The 18456-nt window shown below is 65.0% G+C and carries 21 protein-coding genes; 15 read left to right on the top strand and 6 right to left on the bottom strand.

Annotated features, from left to right (window positions below):
- The first annotated feature begins 48 nt into the window (after window positions 1-48).
- The 5 genes from pgsA (at window position 49) to QM615_RS02295 (ending at window position 3417) form a co-directional block, all read left to right on the top strand.
- Complete coding sequence (pgsA, locus tag QM615_RS02315; RefSeq protein ID WP_394855244.1) at window positions 49-738, top strand: CDP-diacylglycerol--glycerol-3-phosphate 3-phosphatidyltransferase; 690 nt, start codon at window positions 49-51, stop codon at window positions 736-738.
- A 198-nt stretch (window positions 739-936) separates the two neighbouring features.
- Window positions 937-1278 (top strand): helix-turn-helix domain-containing protein, encoded by a 342-nt coding sequence (locus tag QM615_RS02310; protein WP_032397883.1) that lies wholly within the window; start codon window positions 937-939, stop codon window positions 1276-1278.
- A 144-nt stretch (window positions 1279-1422) separates the two neighbouring features.
- A complete protein-coding gene (locus QM615_RS02305) occupies window positions 1423-2232 on the top strand; it encodes a PspA/IM30 family protein (RefSeq protein ID WP_068050702.1) in 810 nt (269 codons plus the stop codon).
- 43 nt (window positions 2233-2275) lie between these two features.
- Window positions 2276-3145: a phage shock envelope stress response protein PspM gene (gene pspM, locus QM615_RS02300; protein WP_262498344.1), complete on the top strand. Its 870-nt coding sequence runs from the start codon at window positions 2276-2278 to the stop codon at window positions 3143-3145.
- Between the two features lie 98 nt (window positions 3146-3243).
- The gene (locus tag QM615_RS02295) at window positions 3244-3417 is read left to right on the top strand and encodes a hypothetical protein (protein WP_179276638.1); all 174 of its coding nucleotides are present in this window, start codon (window positions 3244-3246) and stop codon (window positions 3415-3417) included.
- 13 nt (window positions 3418-3430) lie between these two features.
- Here the strand turns inward: QM615_RS02295 and QM615_RS02290 are convergent, their stop codons facing one another.
- Window positions 3431-4327, bottom strand: a complete 897-nt coding sequence (locus tag QM615_RS02290; protein WP_149405923.1) for a diacylglycerol kinase — start codon at window positions 4325-4327, stop codon at window positions 3431-3433.
- Window positions 4328-4607: 280 nt separating this feature from the next.
- Here QM615_RS02290 and QM615_RS02285 point away from each other — a divergent pair, with 280 nt between their 5' ends.
- The 5 genes from QM615_RS02285 (at window position 4608) to QM615_RS02265 (ending at window position 8453) form a co-directional block, all read left to right on the top strand.
- Window positions 4608-5189: a TetR/AcrR family transcriptional regulator gene (locus QM615_RS02285; RefSeq protein ID WP_149406050.1), complete on the top strand. Its 582-nt coding sequence runs from the start codon at window positions 4608-4610 to the stop codon at window positions 5187-5189.
- Window positions 5190-5279: 90 nt separating this feature from the next.
- Entirely contained in the window at window positions 5280-6452 is a 1173-nt protein-coding gene (locus QM615_RS02280) for a glycosyltransferase (RefSeq protein ID WP_149405922.1), read from the top strand.
- A 10-nt stretch (window positions 6453-6462) separates the two neighbouring features.
- Complete coding sequence (locus QM615_RS02275; protein WP_027496833.1) at window positions 6463-6654, top strand: DUF3046 domain-containing protein; 192 nt, start codon at window positions 6463-6465, stop codon at window positions 6652-6654.
- 197 nt (window positions 6655-6851) lie between these two features.
- Entirely contained in the window at window positions 6852-7889 is a 1038-nt protein-coding gene (gene recA, locus QM615_RS02270) for a recombinase RecA (protein WP_008716921.1), read from the top strand.
- Between the two features lie 12 nt (window positions 7890-7901).
- Window positions 7902-8453, top strand: a complete 552-nt coding sequence (locus QM615_RS02265) for a regulatory protein RecX (RefSeq protein ID WP_149405921.1) — start codon at window positions 7902-7904, stop codon at window positions 8451-8453.
- Between the two features lie 106 nt (window positions 8454-8559).
- Here QM615_RS02265 and QM615_RS02260 read toward each other — a convergent pair whose 3' ends face one another.
- The 4 genes from QM615_RS02260 to QM615_RS02245 all read right to left on the bottom strand — a co-directional run bounded on the left by QM615_RS02260 (window position 8560) and on the right by QM615_RS02245 (window position 11806).
- Window positions 8560-9432 carry an amino acid ABC transporter permease gene (locus QM615_RS02260; RefSeq protein ID WP_068050696.1) on the bottom strand — a complete coding sequence of 291 codons (873 nt, stop codon included), beginning with the start codon at window positions 9430-9432 and terminating at the stop codon, window positions 8560-8562.
- Window positions 9432-10109 carry an amino acid ABC transporter permease gene (locus QM615_RS02255; RefSeq protein WP_149405920.1) on the bottom strand — a complete coding sequence of 226 codons (678 nt, stop codon included), beginning with the start codon at window positions 10107-10109 and terminating at the stop codon, window positions 9432-9434. Before QM615_RS02255 ends, QM615_RS02260 begins: the two co-directional genes overlap by 1 nt.
- 84 nt (window positions 10110-10193) lie before the next feature.
- Entirely contained in the window at window positions 10194-11024 is an 831-nt protein-coding gene (locus tag QM615_RS02250) for a glutamate ABC transporter substrate-binding protein (protein WP_094688752.1), read from the bottom strand.
- A 53-nt stretch (window positions 11025-11077) separates the two neighbouring features.
- Complete coding sequence (locus QM615_RS02245; RefSeq protein ID WP_188078645.1) at window positions 11078-11806, bottom strand: amino acid ABC transporter ATP-binding protein; 729 nt, start codon at window positions 11804-11806, stop codon at window positions 11078-11080.
- 243 nt (window positions 11807-12049) lie between these two features.
- On the opposite strand from QM615_RS02245, the gene miaB reads away from it, so the two are divergent.
- Window positions 12050-13606 carry a tRNA (N6-isopentenyl adenosine(37)-C2)-methylthiotransferase MiaB gene (gene miaB, locus QM615_RS02240; protein ID WP_283347157.1) on the top strand — a complete coding sequence of 519 codons (1557 nt, stop codon included), beginning with the start codon at window positions 12050-12052 and terminating at the stop codon, window positions 13604-13606.
- Complete coding sequence (locus QM615_RS02235) at window positions 13603-14190, top strand: Rv2732c family membrane protein (RefSeq protein WP_068050689.1); 588 nt, start codon at window positions 13603-13605, stop codon at window positions 14188-14190. Before miaB ends, QM615_RS02235 begins: the two co-directional genes overlap by 4 nt.
- Window positions 14191-14233: 43 nt before the next feature.
- Here QM615_RS02235 and QM615_RS02230 read toward each other — a convergent pair whose 3' ends face one another.
- Window positions 14234-15721, bottom strand: coding sequence for a DUF349 domain-containing protein (locus QM615_RS02230; protein WP_149405918.1), 1488 nt, complete (start codon window positions 15719-15721; stop codon window positions 14234-14236).
- Window positions 15722-15872: 151 nt separating this feature from the next.
- On the opposite strand from QM615_RS02230, the gene QM615_RS02225 reads away from it, so the two are divergent.
- Genes QM615_RS02225 through dapF form a run of 3 tightly spaced genes read left to right on the top strand, consistent with a single transcriptional unit; the run spans window position 15873 to window position 18411 of the window.
- Window positions 15873-16595, top strand: a complete 723-nt coding sequence (locus tag QM615_RS02225) for a class III extradiol dioxygenase subunit B-like domain-containing protein (protein ID WP_283346949.1) — start codon at window positions 15873-15875, stop codon at window positions 16593-16595.
- Window positions 16588-17517 (top strand): tRNA (adenosine(37)-N6)-dimethylallyltransferase MiaA, encoded by a 930-nt coding sequence (gene miaA / locus QM615_RS02220; protein WP_283346948.1) that lies wholly within the window; start codon window positions 16588-16590, stop codon window positions 17515-17517. The genes QM615_RS02225 and miaA overlap by 8 nt, the downstream gene beginning before the upstream one ends.
- Before the next feature lie 24 nt (window positions 17518-17541).
- The gene (gene dapF / locus QM615_RS02215) at window positions 17542-18411 is read left to right on the top strand and encodes a diaminopimelate epimerase (protein ID WP_269593696.1); all 870 of its coding nucleotides are present in this window, start codon (window positions 17542-17544) and stop codon (window positions 18409-18411) included.
- Window positions 18412-18456: the final 45 nt, after the last annotated feature.

Here is an 18456-nt window from a genome sequence, read left to right as displayed (position 1 = left end):
AAGCCGACACACCGACCGGTACGTCGTCGACGGCGCGCGGTTCTGCCGATGAGCGGGCCGGTGACGCCCGATCACGGCGTTCCATCCAGTGGCGAGATTCCGGGCAACCGTCCCTCCGGTGCTTCGGTCCCACGTGATTCGGGACTGCCTCACGGCAATGCTGTCACCGGTGGTCCGGACGAAGTGCCGTTGCTCAATATCGCGAACGTCCTGACGGTGCTCCGAATCGCACTGGTGCCGGTCTTTCTCGCGGCACTGTTCGTCGGTGACGGCCACGACACATCCTGGCGGCTGGCGGCAACCGCGATCTTCGCTGCTGCTGCCATCACCGACCGGATCGACGGTCAGTTGGCCCGCAAGTACGGTCTCGTCACCGATTTCGGGAAGATGGCCGACCCCATCGCGGACAAGGCTCTGATCGGTGCCGCGCTCGTCGGACTGTCGATGTTGGGCGACCTGTCGTGGTGGGTGACGGTGATAATCGGTGTGCGGGAAATCGGCATCACCGCGGTGCGGTTCGCCGTCATCCGCCACGGAGTGATCCCCGCAGGGCGCGGCGGCAAGGTGAAGACTCTGGTGCAGACGTTCGCGATCGGGGTGTACCTGTGCCCGCTGCCGAGCGTGTTCGACCCGGTCGCGGTCGCCTTGATGGCGCTGGCGGTACTGCTCACCGTCTACACCGGTATGGACTACGTGGTGCAGGCCGTTCGTCTGCGCCGAGGCGTGTCCTCCGCGTGAACTCGTCGGCGGGCTACAGTCGTGGTGGCCGTGTCGCAGCTGTTTCGGCGCGTGTCGCAGTGAACGGGCATATAGGGTCGGGAACCAATCGGACCGACTGGGACGTTGAACATCGTGACGGCTCCGGACGAACGAGATGTGAACGTTGTCGTCTCGACGGCACAGCCGTCGGCACGAACACCAACGAGGAGGAGCGAGATGGCGCTGCTATTGCGTGAAGCACTCGGCGACAGTTTGCGGCGTACTCGCGTCGCACAGAGCCGAACCCTGCGTGAAGTCTCGAACACCGCACGCGTCAGCCTCGGATACCTTTCCGAGGTCGAACGCGGTCGCAAGGAAGCGTCGAGCGAGCTCCTCGCTGCGATCTGCGACGCCCTCGCCGTCCCGCTCTCGGACGTCATGAGCGATGTCAGTGTGACACTGTCCGACGCCTCGACCGCCGCCGCGCGGCTCGACGAGGCGGCGGTCGCCACCCGCATCGACGGCGATACTCGCGTCGTGATTCCGGCACCTGCTGCCAGAGCACTCGCCGCCGCCTAAGATCGGAAAAGTACCCAGTTTCCACTCCTGACCCAGACCACGCACCCGACTTTCACAGCACGGACAGGTTCATTTCGGTCACTGCGAGAGCAGCCGACCCGTACGCGGCCACCGCGGCGCAACAGATGGAGGCAGGACCACCCCATGGCTAATCCTTTCGTCAAGGCCTGGAAATACATGATGGCGCTCTTCAATTCCAAGATCGACGAGAAGGCCGACCCCAAAGTTCAGATTCAGCAGGCGATCGAAGACGCACAGCGACAGCATCAGGCTCTGTCCCAGCAGGCCGCGTCGGTCATCGGTAATCAGCGCCAGCTCGAGATGAAGCTCAGCCGTCAGCTGGACGAGGTCGAGAAGCTCAACGCGAACGCGCGGCAGGCGGTGACGCTGGCCGATCAGGCCGCCACTGCAGGCGACATCGAGAAGGCCACGCAGTACACGAACGCAGCCGAGGCGTTCGCAGCACAGCTGGTGACCGCCGAGCAGAGTGTCGAGGACCTCAAGGTCCTGCACGACCAGTCCTTGCAGGCAGCCACCCAGGCGAAGAAGGCCGTCGAGCAGAACGCCATGGCTCTGCAGTCGAAGGTCGCAGAACGCACCAAGCTACTGAGCCAGCTCGAGCAGGCGAAGATGCAGGAGAAGGTCAGCGAATCCCTGCGGTCGATGGACAGCACGCTGTCCGCGCCCGGCAACACCCCGAGCCTCGACGCGGTGCGCGACAAGATCGAACGTCGCTACGCAGATGCCCTCGGATCGGCAGAGCTGGCCCAGAACACCGTGTCGGGTCGCATGATGGAGGTTCAGCAGGCGTCGGTGCAGATGGCGGGTCACAGCCGCCTCGAACAGATTCGTGCATCGATGGCAGGCGACTCGTTGCCGTCGGGCAATGCCGCGGCGAAGCCCTCGATCTCGAAGTCCCCGGACGCGACGCCCGAGCCGCCGGCTCAGGCATAGATCGAGCCGGCCAACAGCTCGGACGTCCGACAGCAACGTCGACATGAACAGTAGAGAACACGAATCCGGCCGGTCGCGTAAGCGGCCGGCCGTTTCGCTCGATCGCGAGGCCGTGACCGCAGCCGTCACCGAGTCCGGTGCCGTGGTCAAATCTCTGGCGGAGTCCGCTCGGAGTGTCGGGACCTCGATTCTCGACGCCGCAGGGCGCCGAAGGGATCCCCGCGTCAAGCACCTGAAGAAAATTCGCCGCGCCAGACGACGCGGAATCAGGTTCGGTGCCGCGTCCACGACGACGGCCGTGGGAACTGCGGGGATGGCCGTGCTGTCGGCACCGGAGTGGACTCTGTTCGTGGGCGGCGGTAGTGCTGCGCTGATGGCCGTCCCGGCCGCATTCGCGGTGACGCGGTTGCGGCGTCTTCGAGCGCAGCCGGTGCCGGTGGGACTACCGACCAAGCGCGTGTTGCCTCAGCGCGGATCTGCCGCGTACGAGTCGATGACCCGACTGGCCGGTGCCGAGCAGAGTCTGTTCGAGCTACTGGGAATCCTGGCGAGGTCCGAGACGATCGGTGCCGAGGACGTCGAGGAGATGATCGGGGTGACCTCCGACGCAGCCCGCGGCCTCGAAGGAGTCGCCGTCGACATCGCCGCTCTGGAACGTGCGGGGGCGGCAAGCGCTGTGACCCGCGAGCACCTGCGCGGCGGAATAGCCTCGGCTGCAGCCGAACTCGCCACCGGTGTCGATCAGTACGAGCAGCTCGTGGCCGCGGCCGCGCGGATGACCGGACCGGCAGGATCGGCGTCGACGACGGTCGTGGAATCGCATCGACGCGAGCTGCTGTCGGCTACGGATCGACTGCAGGGGTGGGCCGAGGCGCTCACCGAACTCGACCAGATTCGGTCGCGGCACCGCTGAGACAATTCAGGGTTCACCCCGATGTGTTCGTCGCGCGCGAGTGCCAGTATCGAAGTACGCGAAACGACACGGTGCGCGGCGACACGGTAGGAGCACTCATGTTCTGGAAAGTACTGGGATTCATCGTTCTGATCTGGATTGCGCTCGCGCTTCTGGGCACCATCATCAAGGGTGTCTTCTGGCTCGTGGTGGCCGGCGCGATCGTGTTGGGCCTGGTATGGCTGTACAAGGCGATCTCCTCCGACAACGATCGCTCGTCGCTGAAGTTCTGACGCGGCGGCTCGGTCACCCGCGAGCCAAGGGATCCTGATTCACGAACACCCGAAGTGCCCGCGGCACGCAACGCGCGGTGACAGGTAGTTCGGCGACTCGCTCACCGTCCGCATAGGCGACGATTCCGTCGCATCGCAGCGTGACCTGCGTCGAGGTGTAGGTGTCCACCTCGGGCCGGTCGATGTGTGTTCCCCGGTAGAGCGTGGGGGACAGTCCGAGCAGTCGAGTCCGGCTCACCCCTCGGATGACGGTGACGTCGAGAAGCCCGTCGTCCACGAGCGCGGCGGGGCACACGACCATCCCGCCACCGTAACTTCTGCCGTTTCCGACAGCGACCAAGGTGGCGTCGAGACGAAGCTCGGCATCGTCCAGTTCGATGACGTACGGCAGCTTTCGGAGGGACGCCAGCTGAAGCATCATCGCTGCGTTGTACCGCAGCGGTCCGCGTGGCCAGCGCAGTCGCTTGGCCCTCTCGGTGACCAGCGAGTCGAAACCACTGGACAGGACGGTGGCGAACCAGCGCTCGCCGATCCGTCCGAGATCGATTGCGCGGGTGACGTTGTCGGCGACGATGTCGGCGGCGTGAACAGCATTGCTTCGAGGCAGTCCCAGAGACCGTGCCAGATCGTTGCCGGTACCGGCCGGGATCAGGCCCATCGGGACGTCGGTGCCGGCCAGTACTTGGACGACGAGATTGACTAGCCCGTCGCCGCCGACGGCGACCACCGCGTCCGTACCGCTGCCGACTGCCTTCTCGAGCAAAGTCAACGCATCCCCGGGTGTGCGGCCTTCGATGGCCGTGACGTGAAGTTCACGCTCCCGCAGTCGAGCCACGGCGCACCGTCCGGCGTGCCCCGCGTGCCCACCGCCGGCCATCGGATTGGTCAACACCGTCACCGATCGGGTCATGCTCGCAACGATTTTTCGATCACATCGATCAGCTTGCCAGGGTCGACGATTGCCGTGGTGGTGACCGAGGCGATTCCTGGTCGAATGCCCCCGACGCAGATTGCGCATGCGTGTTACCGGCGATCTTCGGGCCCGATGTGCGTGTAACCGTGAGGTACTGTAACGAAATAGACTGTTACTACGCGTAATACGGTCTTTTTGTCCGAATCGAGAAAGGTGGCACGTGATCGAGCAGCCGGCGTCGAGTCCTGTCTCGTCGGAGCAACCGCAGTCGTCGTCCGTGACCGCTGCTCCCGAGAAGTCGGTCGAGAACACCGTTCTCGACGCGGCCCGGTCCTGCATCCTCGAACACGGAGTCAAGCGCACGACCTTGGCCGAGATTGCGCGTCGCGCCAAGGTCAGCAGGCCCACCGTGTACCGAAGATGGGCCGATACACGAGCTGTGGTGTCGAGCCTGCTCACGCGAGAGATCGGTGCCCTGATTCCGAGCTTCGACGCTTCGGCACCGGCTCGTGATCAGCTCGTGACTGCCGTGGGTGACGTTGCCGACCGCATTCGACTCCATCCGCTTTTCGTGAAGATTCTGCGTTCCGATTCCGACGTGCTCGCCACGTACATTCTGCATCGGCTCGGAACCAGTCAGGCGTTGATCATCGATGCACTGGCTTCTCTGGTCGTTGCCGGACAACGTGATTCCTCGATTCGTGCGGGGGATCCCACCACTCTGGCCACGTTGGTGTTGCTGATGGTGCAGTCTGCGGTCCAGTCCGCGGAGATGGTGTCCGAGCGGGTGTCCGGTGCCGAGGTGACACGCCAGATGGCGTTCGCCGTCGACCGTTACTTGCGACCCGAGGGTGCGTGAACGAGGCTGCGTCTTGACCTGACCGCCCCTCTCGCGACCTGATCTCGGCACACGTCGAGCGGTACGGCTCGAGTGTGGCACGCTGGGTCGGTGCGAGTAGCAGTGGTGGCCGGGCCCGATCCGGGGCATGCCTTTCCGGCGATCGCCCTGTCTCTGCTCTTCCGCGCGGCCGGCGACGAACCGATCCTCTTCACCGGTAGCCGCTGGGTACCCGCCGCGCACGCCGCGGGCCTGCGAGCGCTTCCGCTGGGTGGACTCGCACCGCGGCCGGAAGACGACGATCTCGATGCCGGACAACGGATCCACTCTCGGGCGGCGTTCGTCTCGACCGAGTTGCTACCCGACCTCGAGCGGGAGAACGTCGATCTCGTCGTGTCCGACATCCTCACCGCAGGGGGTGGCATGGCCGCCGAGCGTCTCGGTATCCCCTGGGTCGAACTCTCGCCCCATCCTCTGTATTCGCCCTCGAAAGGGTTGCCTCCCATCGGAAGTGGCTTGGCTCCGGGTATCGGGATTCGGGGCAGGCTGCGCGATGTGGTGATGCGCGCGTTGACGGCACGCTCGATCGCTCAGGGGCGCGTACAGCGTTCCAACGCACGGACGAGCATCGGGTTGCCTGCCGAGGACCCGGGCCCCGCTGCTCGGCTCGTTGCCACCATTCCCGCGCTCGAGGTGCACCGTCCCGACTGGCCGGCGGAGGCGCACGTGGTCGGCCCGCTGCTGTGGGAGCCGACGGACGACCTGCTCGATGCTCCCGACGGCTCGGCACCGCTGGTGATGGTCGCGCCGTCGACCGCCTTCACCGGTGCGGAAGGAATGCTCGAGATGGCGCTGAAAGGGTTGGACGGCAAGGGGGTGCGGGTCGTGGCCTCCGTTCTCGACGGAGGTCCCAACGCTCTCCCGAGCTGGGCGAACGCAGGCCTCGGCCGCCAGGACGAACTGCTGCGCCGTGCCGATGTAGTGGTATGCGGCGGTGGCCACGGCATGCTGGCCAAGTCTCTCGTCCACGGCGTTCCGGTGGTGGCCGTCCCCGGCGGTGGTGATCAGTGGGAGCTGGCGAATCGGGCCGCCCGGCAGGGGAGTGCGGTCATCGTACGACCCCCGACGCCGACCTCGATCGCCGACGCGGTGGCCACGGTGCTGTCCGATCCGCGTTTCGCTCGGGCAGCGGGGGCGGCGGCGGACGGGTCGCAGTCCGTCGAGGATCCGGTGTCGGTGTGTCGTCACGTGCTCGCCCGCAGCGGTCCACGGAGCGGGCGCTAGGGTTGTCGTTGTGCGTCTGACCGAATTTCGTGAACTCCTCACCGAGGAGTTCGGCTCCGTTCGAGGAAACTCCCTGCTGGCCGATCATGTGTTGTCCGGCATCGGTCGCACCGGAGCGCAGGCCATCGAGGACGGCGTCGACCCGCGAGAAGTGTGGCGCTCGATCTGTTACGAGTTCGACGTTCCGAAAGAGCGCTGGTAGTACCGCACCGGTCCGGTCGATCTTTTCCGGCGTGTCGAAAGCCGAGGTAGTTGACTCGAACACGTGTTCCCCTATGCTGATGTCAACGGTTGCTGAGCGGTCTCGAGAAACTTCTTGTCGGTACCCCGTTCTAGCGTTACCGACGACAAAGCTGATCGATACGACACAGCTGAACGACACGACACAGGGAGCTCACGATGGCTGCATACGATCGCGACAAAGCGCTCGATCTCGCACTTGCGCAGATCGACAAGAACTTCGGCAAGGGCTCGGTGATGCGCCTCGGTGACGAGGTCCGACAGCCCATCGCCGTCATCCCCACGGGATCGATCGCGCTCGACGTGGCACTCGGCATCGGAGGGTTGCCGCGTGGACGTGTCATCGAGGTCTACGGTCCGGAATCCTCGGGTAAGACCACCGTCGCCCTCCATGCAGTGGCCAGTGCTCAGCGAGCCGGCGGCATCGCTGCCTTCATCGACGCCGAGCACGCTCTGGATCCGGACTACGCGAAGAAGCTCGGCGTCGACACCGATGCCTTGCTGGTGTCGCAGCCCGATACCGGTGAGCAGGCTCTCGAAATCGCCGACATGCTGATCCGATCGGGTGCTCTCGACATCCTCGTGATCGACTCGGTGGCGGCATTGGTACCGCGCGCCGAGATCGAGGGTGAGATGGGCGACAGCCACGTGGGTCTGCAGGCCCGCCTGATGAGCCAGGCGCTGCGCAAGATCACCGGTGCCATGAGCAACTCGGGCACCACCGTCATCTTCATCAACCAGCTGCGCGAGAAGATCGGCGTCATGTTCGGCTCTCCCGAAACCACCACCGGTGGTAAGGCATTGAAGTTCTACGCCTCGGTTCGCCTCGACATCCGCCGCATCGAGACCCTGAAGGACGGAACCGATGCCATCGGTAACCGAACCCGGGTCAAGGTGGTCAAGAACAAGGTTGCACCGCCGTTCAAGCAGGCCGAGTTCGACATCATCTACGGCAAGGGCATCAGCCGCGAAGGCTCGTTGATCGACATGGGCGTCGAGCACGGCTTCATTCGTAAGTCGGGTTCGTGGTTCACCTACGAAGGTGACCAGCTCGGTCAGGGCAAGGAGAACGCCCGCAAGTTCATGCTCGAGAACCCGGACGTACGGGACGAGATCGAGAAGAAGATCATGGAGAAGCTGCAGATCGGCGCGGACGTCACCGCAGAGGAGCCCGCAGCTGCTCCGGTCGACTTCTAACCTGTTGTCGCTGTGCAGCAGCGAGACGAAGGCGGCGGCACCGAGGCGCAGGCGAAAGATGTCTGCCTTCGGTTGCTGACCGACCGAGCGCGAAGCAGGCACGAACTCGAAGCGAGCCTGGCCAAGAAGGGTTTCACCGCAGAGATCGCGAACGCCGTTCTCGACCGGCTCGAGAAGGCCAAGCTGGTCGACGACGAATCCTTCGCTCAGCAGTGGGTCCAATCCCGGCACAAGTACTCCGGCAAGGGCAAACGTGCATTGAGCATGGAGCTCCGCAACAAGGGAGTCAGCAACGAACTCGCTGTGGATGCACTCGATCTGATAGATGCCGACGACGAGCGTCAGCGCGCAGCCGAGTTGATACGCAAGCGATTCCGCACGCTGCAGTTGCCCGATCCCAGCGGACCCGATGCTCGAACCGAGCGAGACAAGGTTGTGCGCAAGCTGGTCGGCATGCTCGCCCGCCGCGGCTACTCGCAGTCGATGGCATTCGCAGTGGTCAAAGAGCAGCTCGACTGCGCAGGTGCCGATACCGAAGACTTCGACGGCCCCGACTCGATGTGATCGTCCACCTCGAGCCGGTGCCGTCGAGAAACAGTAAGGCCCGCAACACCATCGGTGTTGCGGGCCTTACTTGTCGAGGGCCTCGACCAGTTTCAGTGTCGTGTGGTCAGGCTGCCTGACCACCGTCGAGAGCCGGAACCACTTCAGTCGCGCCGGCCTTGCGCTTGCGAGAACGCAGACGACGTTCCACCACGGTGGCCAGCTTCGTCAAAGCGGAGTTGATGATGATCATGATGACGGCGACAATCACCAACGACGGCAGGTAGTTGCTGTAGAACGCGCCCACCTGCTGCCCGGAACGGACGACTTCGACGTAGCCGATGACGTAACCCAGCGCCGAGTCCTTCAGTGCTACCACCATCTGCGAGATGATCGCCGGAAGCATGGCGGTGACGGCCTGGGGGAGCAGAACCAGGAGCATGACCTGGCTCTTGCGCATGCCCAACGCCGACGCGGCTTCGCGCTGGCCCTTGGGCAGGGAATTGACGCCGGCACGCACGATCTCGGCAATGACCGAACCGTTGTACAGGGTCAGACCCGTGACCACCGCAGCCAAGGCCAGGTACTTGACTTTGAAGACCTCGTAGTCGGCGTAGACGGCGTACAGGAAGATCATCAGGATCAGCACCGGAACGGCGCGGAACACCTCGACGAATGCGCCACTGATCACTCGCACGACTCGATGATCGGACAACCTGCCGATACCGAGTACGGCACCGAGGATCAGGGCGAACACGATCGACAGGGCCGCTGCCACCAGCGTGCCCTGAATACCGGGCAACAGATAGGTGGTCCACGTGGTCGATTCGAGGAACGGATCCCACTTCTCAGCGGTCAACTGCCCCTTCGAGTCGAGCGCCCGGTAGATCAGAAACGCGATCCCCAGCGAGACGACTGCAACGACCACGGTCAGAATGCGGTATCGCAGTACCGCTTTCGGGCCCGGGACGTCGTACAGAACTGCTACTGCATCACTCATCATGACACCGCCAATCGCTTGCTGATGTAGCCGAACAGCAACCCGGTCGGCAGCGTCAGGATCATGAACCCGAGTGCGAAGATGCCACCGACGACGAAGATCGCGGCCTCGTTCTCGATCATGTTCTTCATCAGGAACGACGCCTCGGCGACGCCGATCACCGATGCGATGGTCGTATTCTTGGTGAGCGCGATCACGACGCTGCCGAGAGGTCCGATCACGGCTCGGAATGCCTGTGGCAGAACGACGATGGAGATGTTCTGTGTGAACGTCATGCCGAGTGAGCGGCCCGCTTCGGCCTGACCGACCGGGACCGTGTTGATTCCGGACCGCAGCGATTCGGCGACGAACGACGCGGTGTAGATGCTCAGACCGAGGATTGCCAGGCGAAAGTTGTTGTCGTCGAGGCCCGTAGGGGACGACTGAGACGCCAGAGAGACGCCCATTGTCTGAAACAGGCCGAACGAGGTGAACAGGATGACCAGGGTCAACGGAGTGTTACGGAAGATGGTGACGTACGTGGCAGCGATTCCGCGTGCGATCGGAATAGGAGATACCCGCATGGCGGCGACGATGGTTCCGATGATCAGCGCACCGACGAGTGATGCCAATGTCAGATAGATCGTCGTCAGGAATGCTTCGATCAGTTGATCGCCGTACTTGCTCAATAGATTCACGGTGCTTGTTGATCCTCACGGCTCGGAGAGATCGAACCGTCGTGTCCCGCAAGCGAGGCTTGCGGGACACGACGATCGAGTCGATCAGTAGCGGTCGACTGTCGGCGCGGCGGGAAGCGGGTAGCCCGATGCGCCGACGGTGTCGTTGAAGGCCTGCTCCCAGGCACCGCTGGAGACCATCTCTTCGATGGCGTCGTTGATCTGGTTGCGTCCTTCGGTGTCGTCCTTGTTCAGGCCGATGCCGTAGTTCTCCGTGGTGAACGGCTCACCGACCACCTTGAACTGTCCGGGAGACTGTGCGGCGTAGCCGGCGAGGATGATGTCGTCCGTCGTCACCGCATCGACGGTGCCGTTGCGCAGTGCCTCGACGCAGGCGGAGTACGTGTCGAAGGGCTGGAGCTGCACACCCGGGTACTCGTCGGCGATGTTCTGGGCCGGGGTGGAGCCGGTGACCGAGCACAGACGCTTGCCCTCGAGCGAATCGGCACCGGTGATGTCGGTGTTGTCCTGGCTCACCAGCAGCGACTGTCCCGCCACGAAGTACGGTCCGGCGAAACCGACCTTTTCCTTGCGCGTATCGGTGATCGAGTAGGTGGCGACGATGTAGTCGACCTCACCGTTCTCGATCAGCGTCTCGCGCTGGGCCGAGGGGGATTCCTTGAACTCGATGTTGGCTTCGTCGACACCCAGCTGACCGGCAACGTACTTGGCCACCTCGACGTCGAATCCGCTGAACGTGCCGTCGGGGTTGCGCAGCCCGAGGCCGGGCTGGTCGAACTTGATGCCGACGATGAGGTTGCCGGACTCGGCGCTGGTCGAGATGGTGCGAGCTTCCTCGCCGCCGCCGCAGGCGGTCGCAACGATGGACAGAGCTGCAATGGCAACTCCGAGGCGGATCGGGCGGGTGATTCTCACTGTGAATGTCCTTAAGGATCGGGTGGGGTGAACGGGATGAACGGTGCAGCGGGTCAGTGGCCGAGAATCTTGCCGAGGAAGTCCTTGGCTCGTTCGGACTTGGGGGATTTGAAGAACGTCTCCGGATCGGTGTCCTCGACGACGGCTCCGTCGGCCATGAAGATGACGCGGTCGCCTGCCTTGCGAGCGAAGCCCATCTCGTGGGTGACGACGAGCATCGTCATGCCCTCTTTGGCAAGCGAGGTCATGACGTCGAGTACCTCGTTGACCATTTCGGGGTCGAGGGCCGAGGTGGGCTCGTCGAACAGCATCACCTTGGGGTTCATGGCGAGAGATCGAGCGATGGCGACACGCTGCTGCTGACCACCGGACAACTGGGCGGGGTACTTGTCGGCCTGGTTGGCGATGCCCACGCGTTCGAGCAGAGCCAATGCGCTCTTCTCTGCCTCGTCCTTCTTCTGCTTGCGCACCTTCATGGGCGCGAGCATGACGTTCTGCAGAATCGTCTTGTGCGCGAACAGGTTGAACGACTGGAACACCATGCCCACGTCGGCACGCAGTGCGGCCAGAGCCTTGCCCTCGGCGGGGAGCAGCTCTCCGTCCACCTCGATGGCACCGGAGTCGATCGGCTCCAACCGATTGATCGTTCGGCACAGGGTCGACTTGCCCGATCCGGAAGGACCAACGACGATGACGACCTGTCCGGCCGGCACTTCCAGGTTGATGTCCTTGAGGACGTGCAGATCACCGAAATGTTTGTCGACGGATTTGAGCGAGATCATCGAAGGTGCGCCCGGCGGGGGAGTCGATGCCGGCGCGTCGGTGGCGTGCGTCATAGATCGAAACCCTATGCGTAGTTTCCTCGCCGACCGGTGTTTTCGCCCGTCATCTTCGATTATGTAATGGAAACTTTACTGACGGTCTGCATCGGCCCTGGACAGTCTCCGGTGGAGCCCTCGACCCCGGCGTGTCGGTCGGTGCGATGGACGTACCCTGGAGGGGTGCAAACGAGTGTTTTTCCGACCATGGACGTGACCGAACGCGGGGTTACCGAGCCCGTACCGCTCACCGACGGGTCGGCGGCAGGTGCCCGCAGCTACGAAGTGCGTACGCACGGTTGTCAGATGAACGTCCACGATTCGGAGCGGCTGTCCGGACTGCTCGAGGAAGCGGGCTACGTGCCGGCGGACTTGGGCACCGACGCGGATCTGGTCGTGTTCAACACGTGCGCGGTGCGCGAGAACGCCGACAACAAGCTCTACGGCAACCTGGGCATGTTGCGGCCCGCGAAGACGCGCAATCCCAACATGCAGATCGCTGTCGGTGGCTGCCTGGCGCAGAAGGACCGCAACACCGTCGTGGAGAAGGCACCGTGGGTCGATGTCGTCTTCGGCACCCACAACATCGGGTCGCTGCCGGTTCTGCTCGAGCGCGCCCGGCACAACGAACAGGCGCAGGTCGAGATTCTCGAATCCCTCGAGGCCTTTCCCTCCACCCTCCCCGCGAAGCGAGAGTCCGCCTACGCCGGCTGGGTGTCGATCTCGGTGGGCTGCAACAACACCTGCACGTTCTGTATCGTTCCCGCATTGCGCGGCAAGGAAATCGACCGCAGGCCGGGTGACATCCTCGCCGAGGTACAGGCTTTGGTGGATCAGGGCGTCCTCGAGGTAACTCTGCTCGGCCAGAACGTCAATGCGTACGGAGCCTCGTTCGCCGATCCGGACATGCCTCGTGATCGCGGCGCGTTCGCCTCGCTGCTGACCGCATGCGGCTCGATCGAGGGGCTGGAGCGGGTGCGCTTCACGTCTCCGCACCCGGCCGAGTTCACCGACGACGTCATCGAGGCCATGGCGTCGACCCCGAACATCTGCCCCACCCTGCACATGCCGTTGCAGTCCGGATCGGACCGAATCCTCAAGGCCATGCGCAGGTCCTACCGGCAGACGAAGTTCATGGGCATCATCGACAAGGTGCGTGCGGCCATGCCGCACGCGGCTGTCACCACCGACATCATCGTCGGCTTCCCCGGCGAGACCGAGGAGGACTTCGAGCAGACCCTCGACGTGGTGCGACGGGCGAAGTTCGCCAACGCCTACACGTTCCAGTACTCGAAGCGTCCGGGCACCCCGGCGGCCGACATGCCCGACCAGGTTCCCAAAGAGGTTGTGCAAGAACGGTATCTGCGGCTGATCGCGTTGCAGGAGGAGATCGTTCTCGCGGCCAACCAGGCGCTGATCGGTACCGAGGTCGAACTGCTCGTCGCCACCGGTGAAGGTCGCAAGAACGCAGCAACCCATCGGATGAGCGGGCGAGCCAGGGACGGCCGACTCGTCCACTTCGCCGTGGACGCCGACAGGGCGAGCGAGATTCGTCCGGGTGACGTCGTCACGACCACACTCACTGCAGCCGCCCCGTACCACCTCATCGCCGATGCCGGCGTGCTCACCCACAGGCGTACGGCAGCAGGCGATGCCCACGAACGCGGAGTGATGCCGAAGACGGCACCGATCGGCGTCGGCCTCGGACTTCCCTCGATCGGCGCACCGGCGCCGCTGACGCCAGAGACAGGATGCACCGCATGACAGAGACAGACGGACCCGATCGCGTCGTACCCTCTCGATCCGCAGAGGAACTCGGACGGACCGAGAGGGCGGTGATGACCGAACTGGATCCGGGCGCGCGGGCCATGGTGGTGGCCGGGCTGGTCATGGTCCTGCTGTTCACGTTCGCGTTGCCGCACACCGGATCGGCCAGCGGGTTCGACGTGCTCACGGGCAGCGATGCCGCAGTTGCCGAATCGATCGCGCTGCCGTCGCGCGTCTTCGTCGTGCTCGTGCTCACGTTCGGTGTGGTGATGTCGGTGCTCGCACTCGTCACCCGCATCTGGGCGCTGGCCTGGGCTGCCCTGGCAGGGTGCGCGGTGTCGTCGGTGTACGGAATGTTCTCGATCTGGACGCGGCAGACCGTGCCGGACAACGTGCAGGGCGCCGGACCGGGAATCGGCCTGATCATCGCGTGGATCACCGTCATCGCTCTGACGTTCCACTGGCTCAAGGCCGTGTGGAAGAAGACGAACGCCCAACTCGCCGCCCAGGAGCAGCGACGCATCGCGGCGGCGTCGGGTGAACAGAAGCTACGACTGTGGGACGGCCACTCGGCCCCGTAGGCCCGAACGGCCGTCCTCGGTCAGCGAATCACAGTTCGTCGACTCACAGCTCGTCGACGGCGCTCTCCGCTGCGTCGGCCCACTCGCGCCACTGCTGGGCCTGCGCAAGCGCACGCTCGGCATCCTTGGTCTTGCCTGCTGCGGTCGCCTTGGCAGCCTGATCCTCGAACTGAGCCACCCGTTCGCGGAACTGGGCCGCGCGGGCAACGGCCTCGGGGTCGGAGCGACGCCACTGCGACTCGACCGCGTCGTGCACCGACTTCTCGATCGCGCGCAGTTTGCCTTCGAGTTCCTGCATCTTCTCGCGCGGGACCTTGCCGATTGCATCCCACTTGTCCTGCAGATCGCGCAGCGCCGAGCGGGCAGCGTCGAGGTCCTTGCTCGGGTCGATGTGGGTCTTGGCCAGCAGGGCTTCCTTGGCCTCGGCGTTGGCCTCGAACTCGGCGTCCCGCTCGGAGGCCGCGGCGTTACGGGCGGCGAAGAACACGTCCTGTGCGGCCTTGAAGTTCTTCCACAGAGCGTCGTCGGCATCACGAGGAGCGCGGCCGGATGCTTTCCACTCCACCAGCAGATCGCGGAACGCAGCTGCGGTGGGACCCCAATCGGTGGACGACGACAGGGCTTTGGCCCGCTCGACGAGTTCTTCCTTGCGAGTCTTGGCCGCACCGCGCTCACGATCGAGATCGGCGAAGTGCGCGCCGCGGCGACGATTGAAGTTTTCCCGAGCCTTCGAGTACCGCTTCCACAGGGCATCGTCGATCTTGCGGTCGACCCCGCGAATCGTCTTCCACTCGTCGAGGATTTCGCGTAGCCGATCTCCCGCGTGCTTCCACTGGGTCGATTCGCTGCCGATCTGTTCGGCTTCGACTGCGAGAGCTTCCTTGCGTGCCGTGTGTTCGGCGCGTTCGAGCTCCTTCTCGTGCTTGGCCACCGCTGCTGCGGCGTCCGAATGCTCGACGACCGCGTCGAGTCGCCTCGCGAGCAGATCGAGGTCACCGATCACTGCCGCAGTCGGCAGGCTCTCCAGCAGCGCGGATGCTGCGGCCTTGGTCTTCTTGGCATCGCCTGTACCGGAGGTCAATCGAGCTTCGAGCAGACCGACCTCGGTGGCCAGATCGTCGTAACGCCGACCGAAATGGGCGAGCCCTTCCGCTGCGTCTCCGGCTTGCCAGGACCCGATCTGCCGCTCGCCGTCGGAGGTGGTCACCCACGCCGTACCGTCGTCGTCGACTCTGCCGAACTTGCTGGGATCGCTCGCAGGCGTGACCGCCGGGATTGCCGTGGGGACGTGGGAGGGCGTGGGGTGAGGTTTGGCACCGGCCGAACTGCCGGGCCGAGGAGAACCGGCACCTGGGCCCGCGGGCCTGGGTCCACCACCGGGCTTCGGTCCACCGCCCGGCTTGGGTCCACCTCCGGGCTTGGGTCCGCCGTGGTTCGCCGCATCGGGAGCGGTGGCACCGGGGGGCTGGGCGGGTGCATCCGAGGACGGAGCCTCGGGGGTGGTGGGGGTACCGGCGTTCGGGTCGGTCATTGTTCCTCATCTCTGCCGCGCGTCACGGCTGCCTCAATCGCGATCTGGACACCATTGAACTAGGTGACGACCGATCGGACCATTGAAACAGCTCAGACGACTCGAGGTGGACCCGTCCGGCCAAGTCGCACCAGCGACTAGCGTGGTGCTCGTGTTTCGTGCCGCGGCCCTGGTGCCCTCTCCGCCGTTGTTGGTCCCCGAACTGATGGGCGCGGGGGAGGCCGAGACAGCAGATCTTCGGGTCGCCGCCGTCAGCGCGACGACACACCTGACGTCGACGGTCGACCGCTGGATCGCCGTCGGCGTCGATCGCACGTCCTCCACGTTCGGCGAGGCCACTGTCGGCACGTTTCGGGGCTTCGGAGTCGACGTGGTCGTGAGCCTGTCCAGCGCCGCGGATCAGACTGGGGCAGACCCGGACCTGCCGCTGGCCGTTCTGATCGCGGGGTGGCTGCGAGGACAGGCTGCGCCCGACGATCCGGTCGAGGTCCGCACGATCCCGGCCGATGCGAGCCCCGAGTGGTGCGCGGAGTTCGGCGAGGAGCTGCGCCGAGAGTTCGACGCCTCGGCGGAGAGCTGGGGCGTTCTGGTGCTGGCAGACGGGGCGAACACGCTGACTCCGAAGGCCCCCGGATCGTTCGACGAGCGCGCCGAGGAGGTCCAGCGCCGGATCGACGATGCCCTCGCGGCAGCGGACGTCGACGCGTTGGCCGGTCTGGAACCGGACCTGTGCGCATCGCTCGGTGTCGGCGGCCGACCGGCGTGGCAGGTGCTGGCAGCACTCGCCGGAGCCGATGCGAAGACGACGACGGCGCTCTACCGAGGTGCCCCTTTCGGCGTCGGATACTTCGTGGGGACCTGGTCTCGTGACTGATGGGGCGAGCGATCCGGCCACGACTCCGGTCGCGATCATCGGCCCGACGGCCGCAGGCAAATCCGACCTGGCTCTCGATCTGGTCGAGACATTCGGCGGCGAAATCGTCAATATCGACGCGATGCAGCAGTACCGGGGAATGGACATCGGGACCGCGAAACTGCCAGTCGCTCAGCGGCGCGGGATTCCGCACCATCAACTCGATGTGCTCGAGGTCACCGACATCGCCACCGTCGCGCGGTATCAAGCGGCTGCGGTCGCCGACGTCGAGGACATTCGATCGCGCGGATTGCGACCGATCATCGTCGGGGGGTCGATGATGTACGTGCAATCGTTGCTCGACGAGTGGGCCTTTCCGGCAACCGACCCCGTCGTGCGGGCGAAGTGGGAAGCAGTCCTCGAAAGCAACGGTGTCGAGGAGATCCATCGCGCGTTGACGGCCGCCGATCCCGAGGCTGCCGCATCGATACTGCCCACCGACGGCAGGCGCATGGTCCGGGCGCTCGAGGTGGTGGAGCTGACCGGGCAGCCGTTCGCGGCCTCGGCTCCGAAGATCGGCGCACCTCGCTGGGGCACGGTGGTGCTCGGAGTCGACCGCGACACGGCCGAACTGGACGAGCGGATCGCCGAGCGCACGCGACAGATGTTCGAGACCGGACTGCTCGACGAAGTGGAAGGGCTGCTCGGTCTGGGGCTGCGTCAGGGCGTCACCGCGTCGCGCGCGATCGGGTACGCGCAGGCTCTCGACGTGTTGGCGGGGGAGTACGACGTCGAGTTCGCGCGCGAACGGACGTTCATCGGAACCAGACGCTACGTGCGACGCCAACGCTCGTGGTTTCGCCGCGACGACCGTGTCCGTTGGCTCGACGGTGCCTCGCCCACGCTGACGTCGGACGCCCTGTCCGCGATCGACCCCGCGTAACGGAACCCCCGTAGACTCGCGGCCATGCACTTCGCCAAAGGCCATGGAACTCAGAACGACTTCGTCGTACTGCCGGATCCGGCAGCCGAATTCGAACTCACCAGGTCGGCGGTCTCGGTGTTGTGTGATCGACGCCAGGGCCTCGGTGCCGACGGCATTCTGCGCGTCGCCCGGGCCGGGGTGCTCCGCGACGCAGGCGTACTCGATCGCATTCCATCGGGTGTCGAGCCCGAGGACTGGTTCATGGACTACCGCAACGGAGACGGCACCATCGCCGAGATGTGCGGCAACGGCGTCCGCGTGTTCGCGCACTACCTGCGGGTACACGACCTCGAGCAACGCGACCAGTTCGTGGTGGGTTCGCGTGCGGGCGCACGCGCTGTGACCGTTCACTCGTTCGACGACACCGACGCCGATGTCACCGTGGCGATGGGTGACGTCACTCTGATGGGCTCGAGCTCCGTGACCCTCGCGGGCGGAACGTACGAGGGCGTCGGAATCGACGTCGGAAATCCCCACCTGGCCTGTGTCGACGGGACGTTGACGCGCGCATCTCTCGGCGCTCTCGACCTGTCCGCACCGCCGACACTGGACTCCGAGTTCTTTCCCCACGGCGCGAACGTCGAGATCCTGACCAGGCTCGACGACGGCGCCGTCGAGATGCGCGTGTTCGAGCGTGGCGTCGGGGAGACACGATCGTGTGGCACCGGAACCGTGGCGGCGGCCGCGGCCGCGTTGTCCTACGAGGGTCTCGAGACCGGTGAGGTGAGCGTCGGTGTCCTCGGCGGTCGGGTGCGCGTGAACATCGATCACGTCGGTGCCACTCTGCGCGGACCGTCGGTGCTGCTGGCCCGCGGCGAGATCGACGACCGGTGGCTGAAGGCTCAGTCCTGACGATCGCACCGGCCTCGGCATCCGCCCGGACCGAAACCCGCGTGC

Source organism: Rhodococcus sp. IEGM 1341 (assembly GCF_030056895.1).
In the GTDB taxonomy this organism is placed as follows: Bacteria; Actinomycetota; Actinomycetes; order Mycobacteriales; family Mycobacteriaceae; genus Rhodococcoides.
The sequence above is the reverse complement of the archived record's forward strand: the minus strand, read 5'-3'. Positions and strand labels throughout refer to the sequence as shown.

What these genes read in the sequence shown, in the direction of transcription:
- pgsA (WP_394855244.1), top strand. Translation starts at nt 49, where the DNA reads ATGAGCGGGCCGGTGACGCCCGATCACGGCGTTCCATCCAGTGGCGAG.
- QM615_RS02305 (WP_068050702.1), top strand. Translation starts at nt 1,423, where the DNA reads ATGGCTAATCCTTTCGTCAAGGCCTGGAAATACATGATGGCGCTCTTC.
- QM615_RS02245 (WP_188078645.1), bottom strand. Translation starts at nt 11,806, where the DNA reads ATGATCTCGCTCAAATCCGTCGACAAACATTTCGGTGATCTGCACGTC.
- QM615_RS02290 (WP_149405923.1), bottom strand. Translation starts at nt 4,327, where the DNA reads ATGACCCGATCGGTGACGGTGTTGACCAATCCGATGGCCGGCGGTGGG.
- QM615_RS02310 (WP_032397883.1), top strand. Translation starts at nt 937, where the DNA reads ATGGCGCTGCTATTGCGTGAAGCACTCGGCGACAGTTTGCGGCGTACT.
- QM615_RS02260 (WP_068050696.1), bottom strand. Translation starts at nt 9,432, where the DNA reads ATGAGTGATGCAGTAGCAGTTCTGTACGACGTCCCGGGCCCGAAAGCG.
- dapF (WP_269593696.1), top strand. Translation starts at nt 17,542, where the DNA reads ATGCACTTCGCCAAAGGCCATGGAACTCAGAACGACTTCGTCGTACTG.
- recA (WP_008716921.1), top strand. Translation starts at nt 6,852, where the DNA reads ATGGCTGCATACGATCGCGACAAAGCGCTCGATCTCGCACTTGCGCAG.
- QM615_RS02295 (WP_179276638.1), top strand. Translation starts at nt 3,244, where the DNA reads ATGTTCTGGAAAGTACTGGGATTCATCGTTCTGATCTGGATTGCGCTC.
- miaB (WP_283347157.1), top strand. Translation starts at nt 12,050, where the DNA reads ATGGACGTGACCGAACGCGGGGTTACCGAGCCCGTACCGCTCACCGAC.
- pspM (WP_262498344.1), top strand. Translation starts at nt 2,276, where the DNA reads ATGAACAGTAGAGAACACGAATCCGGCCGGTCGCGTAAGCGGCCGGCC.
- QM615_RS02235 (WP_068050689.1), top strand. Translation starts at nt 13,603, where the DNA reads ATGACAGAGACAGACGGACCCGATCGCGTCGTACCCTCTCGATCCGCA.
- QM615_RS02230 (WP_149405918.1), bottom strand. Translation starts at nt 15,721, where the DNA reads ATGACCGACCCGAACGCCGGTACCCCCACCACCCCCGAGGCTCCGTCC.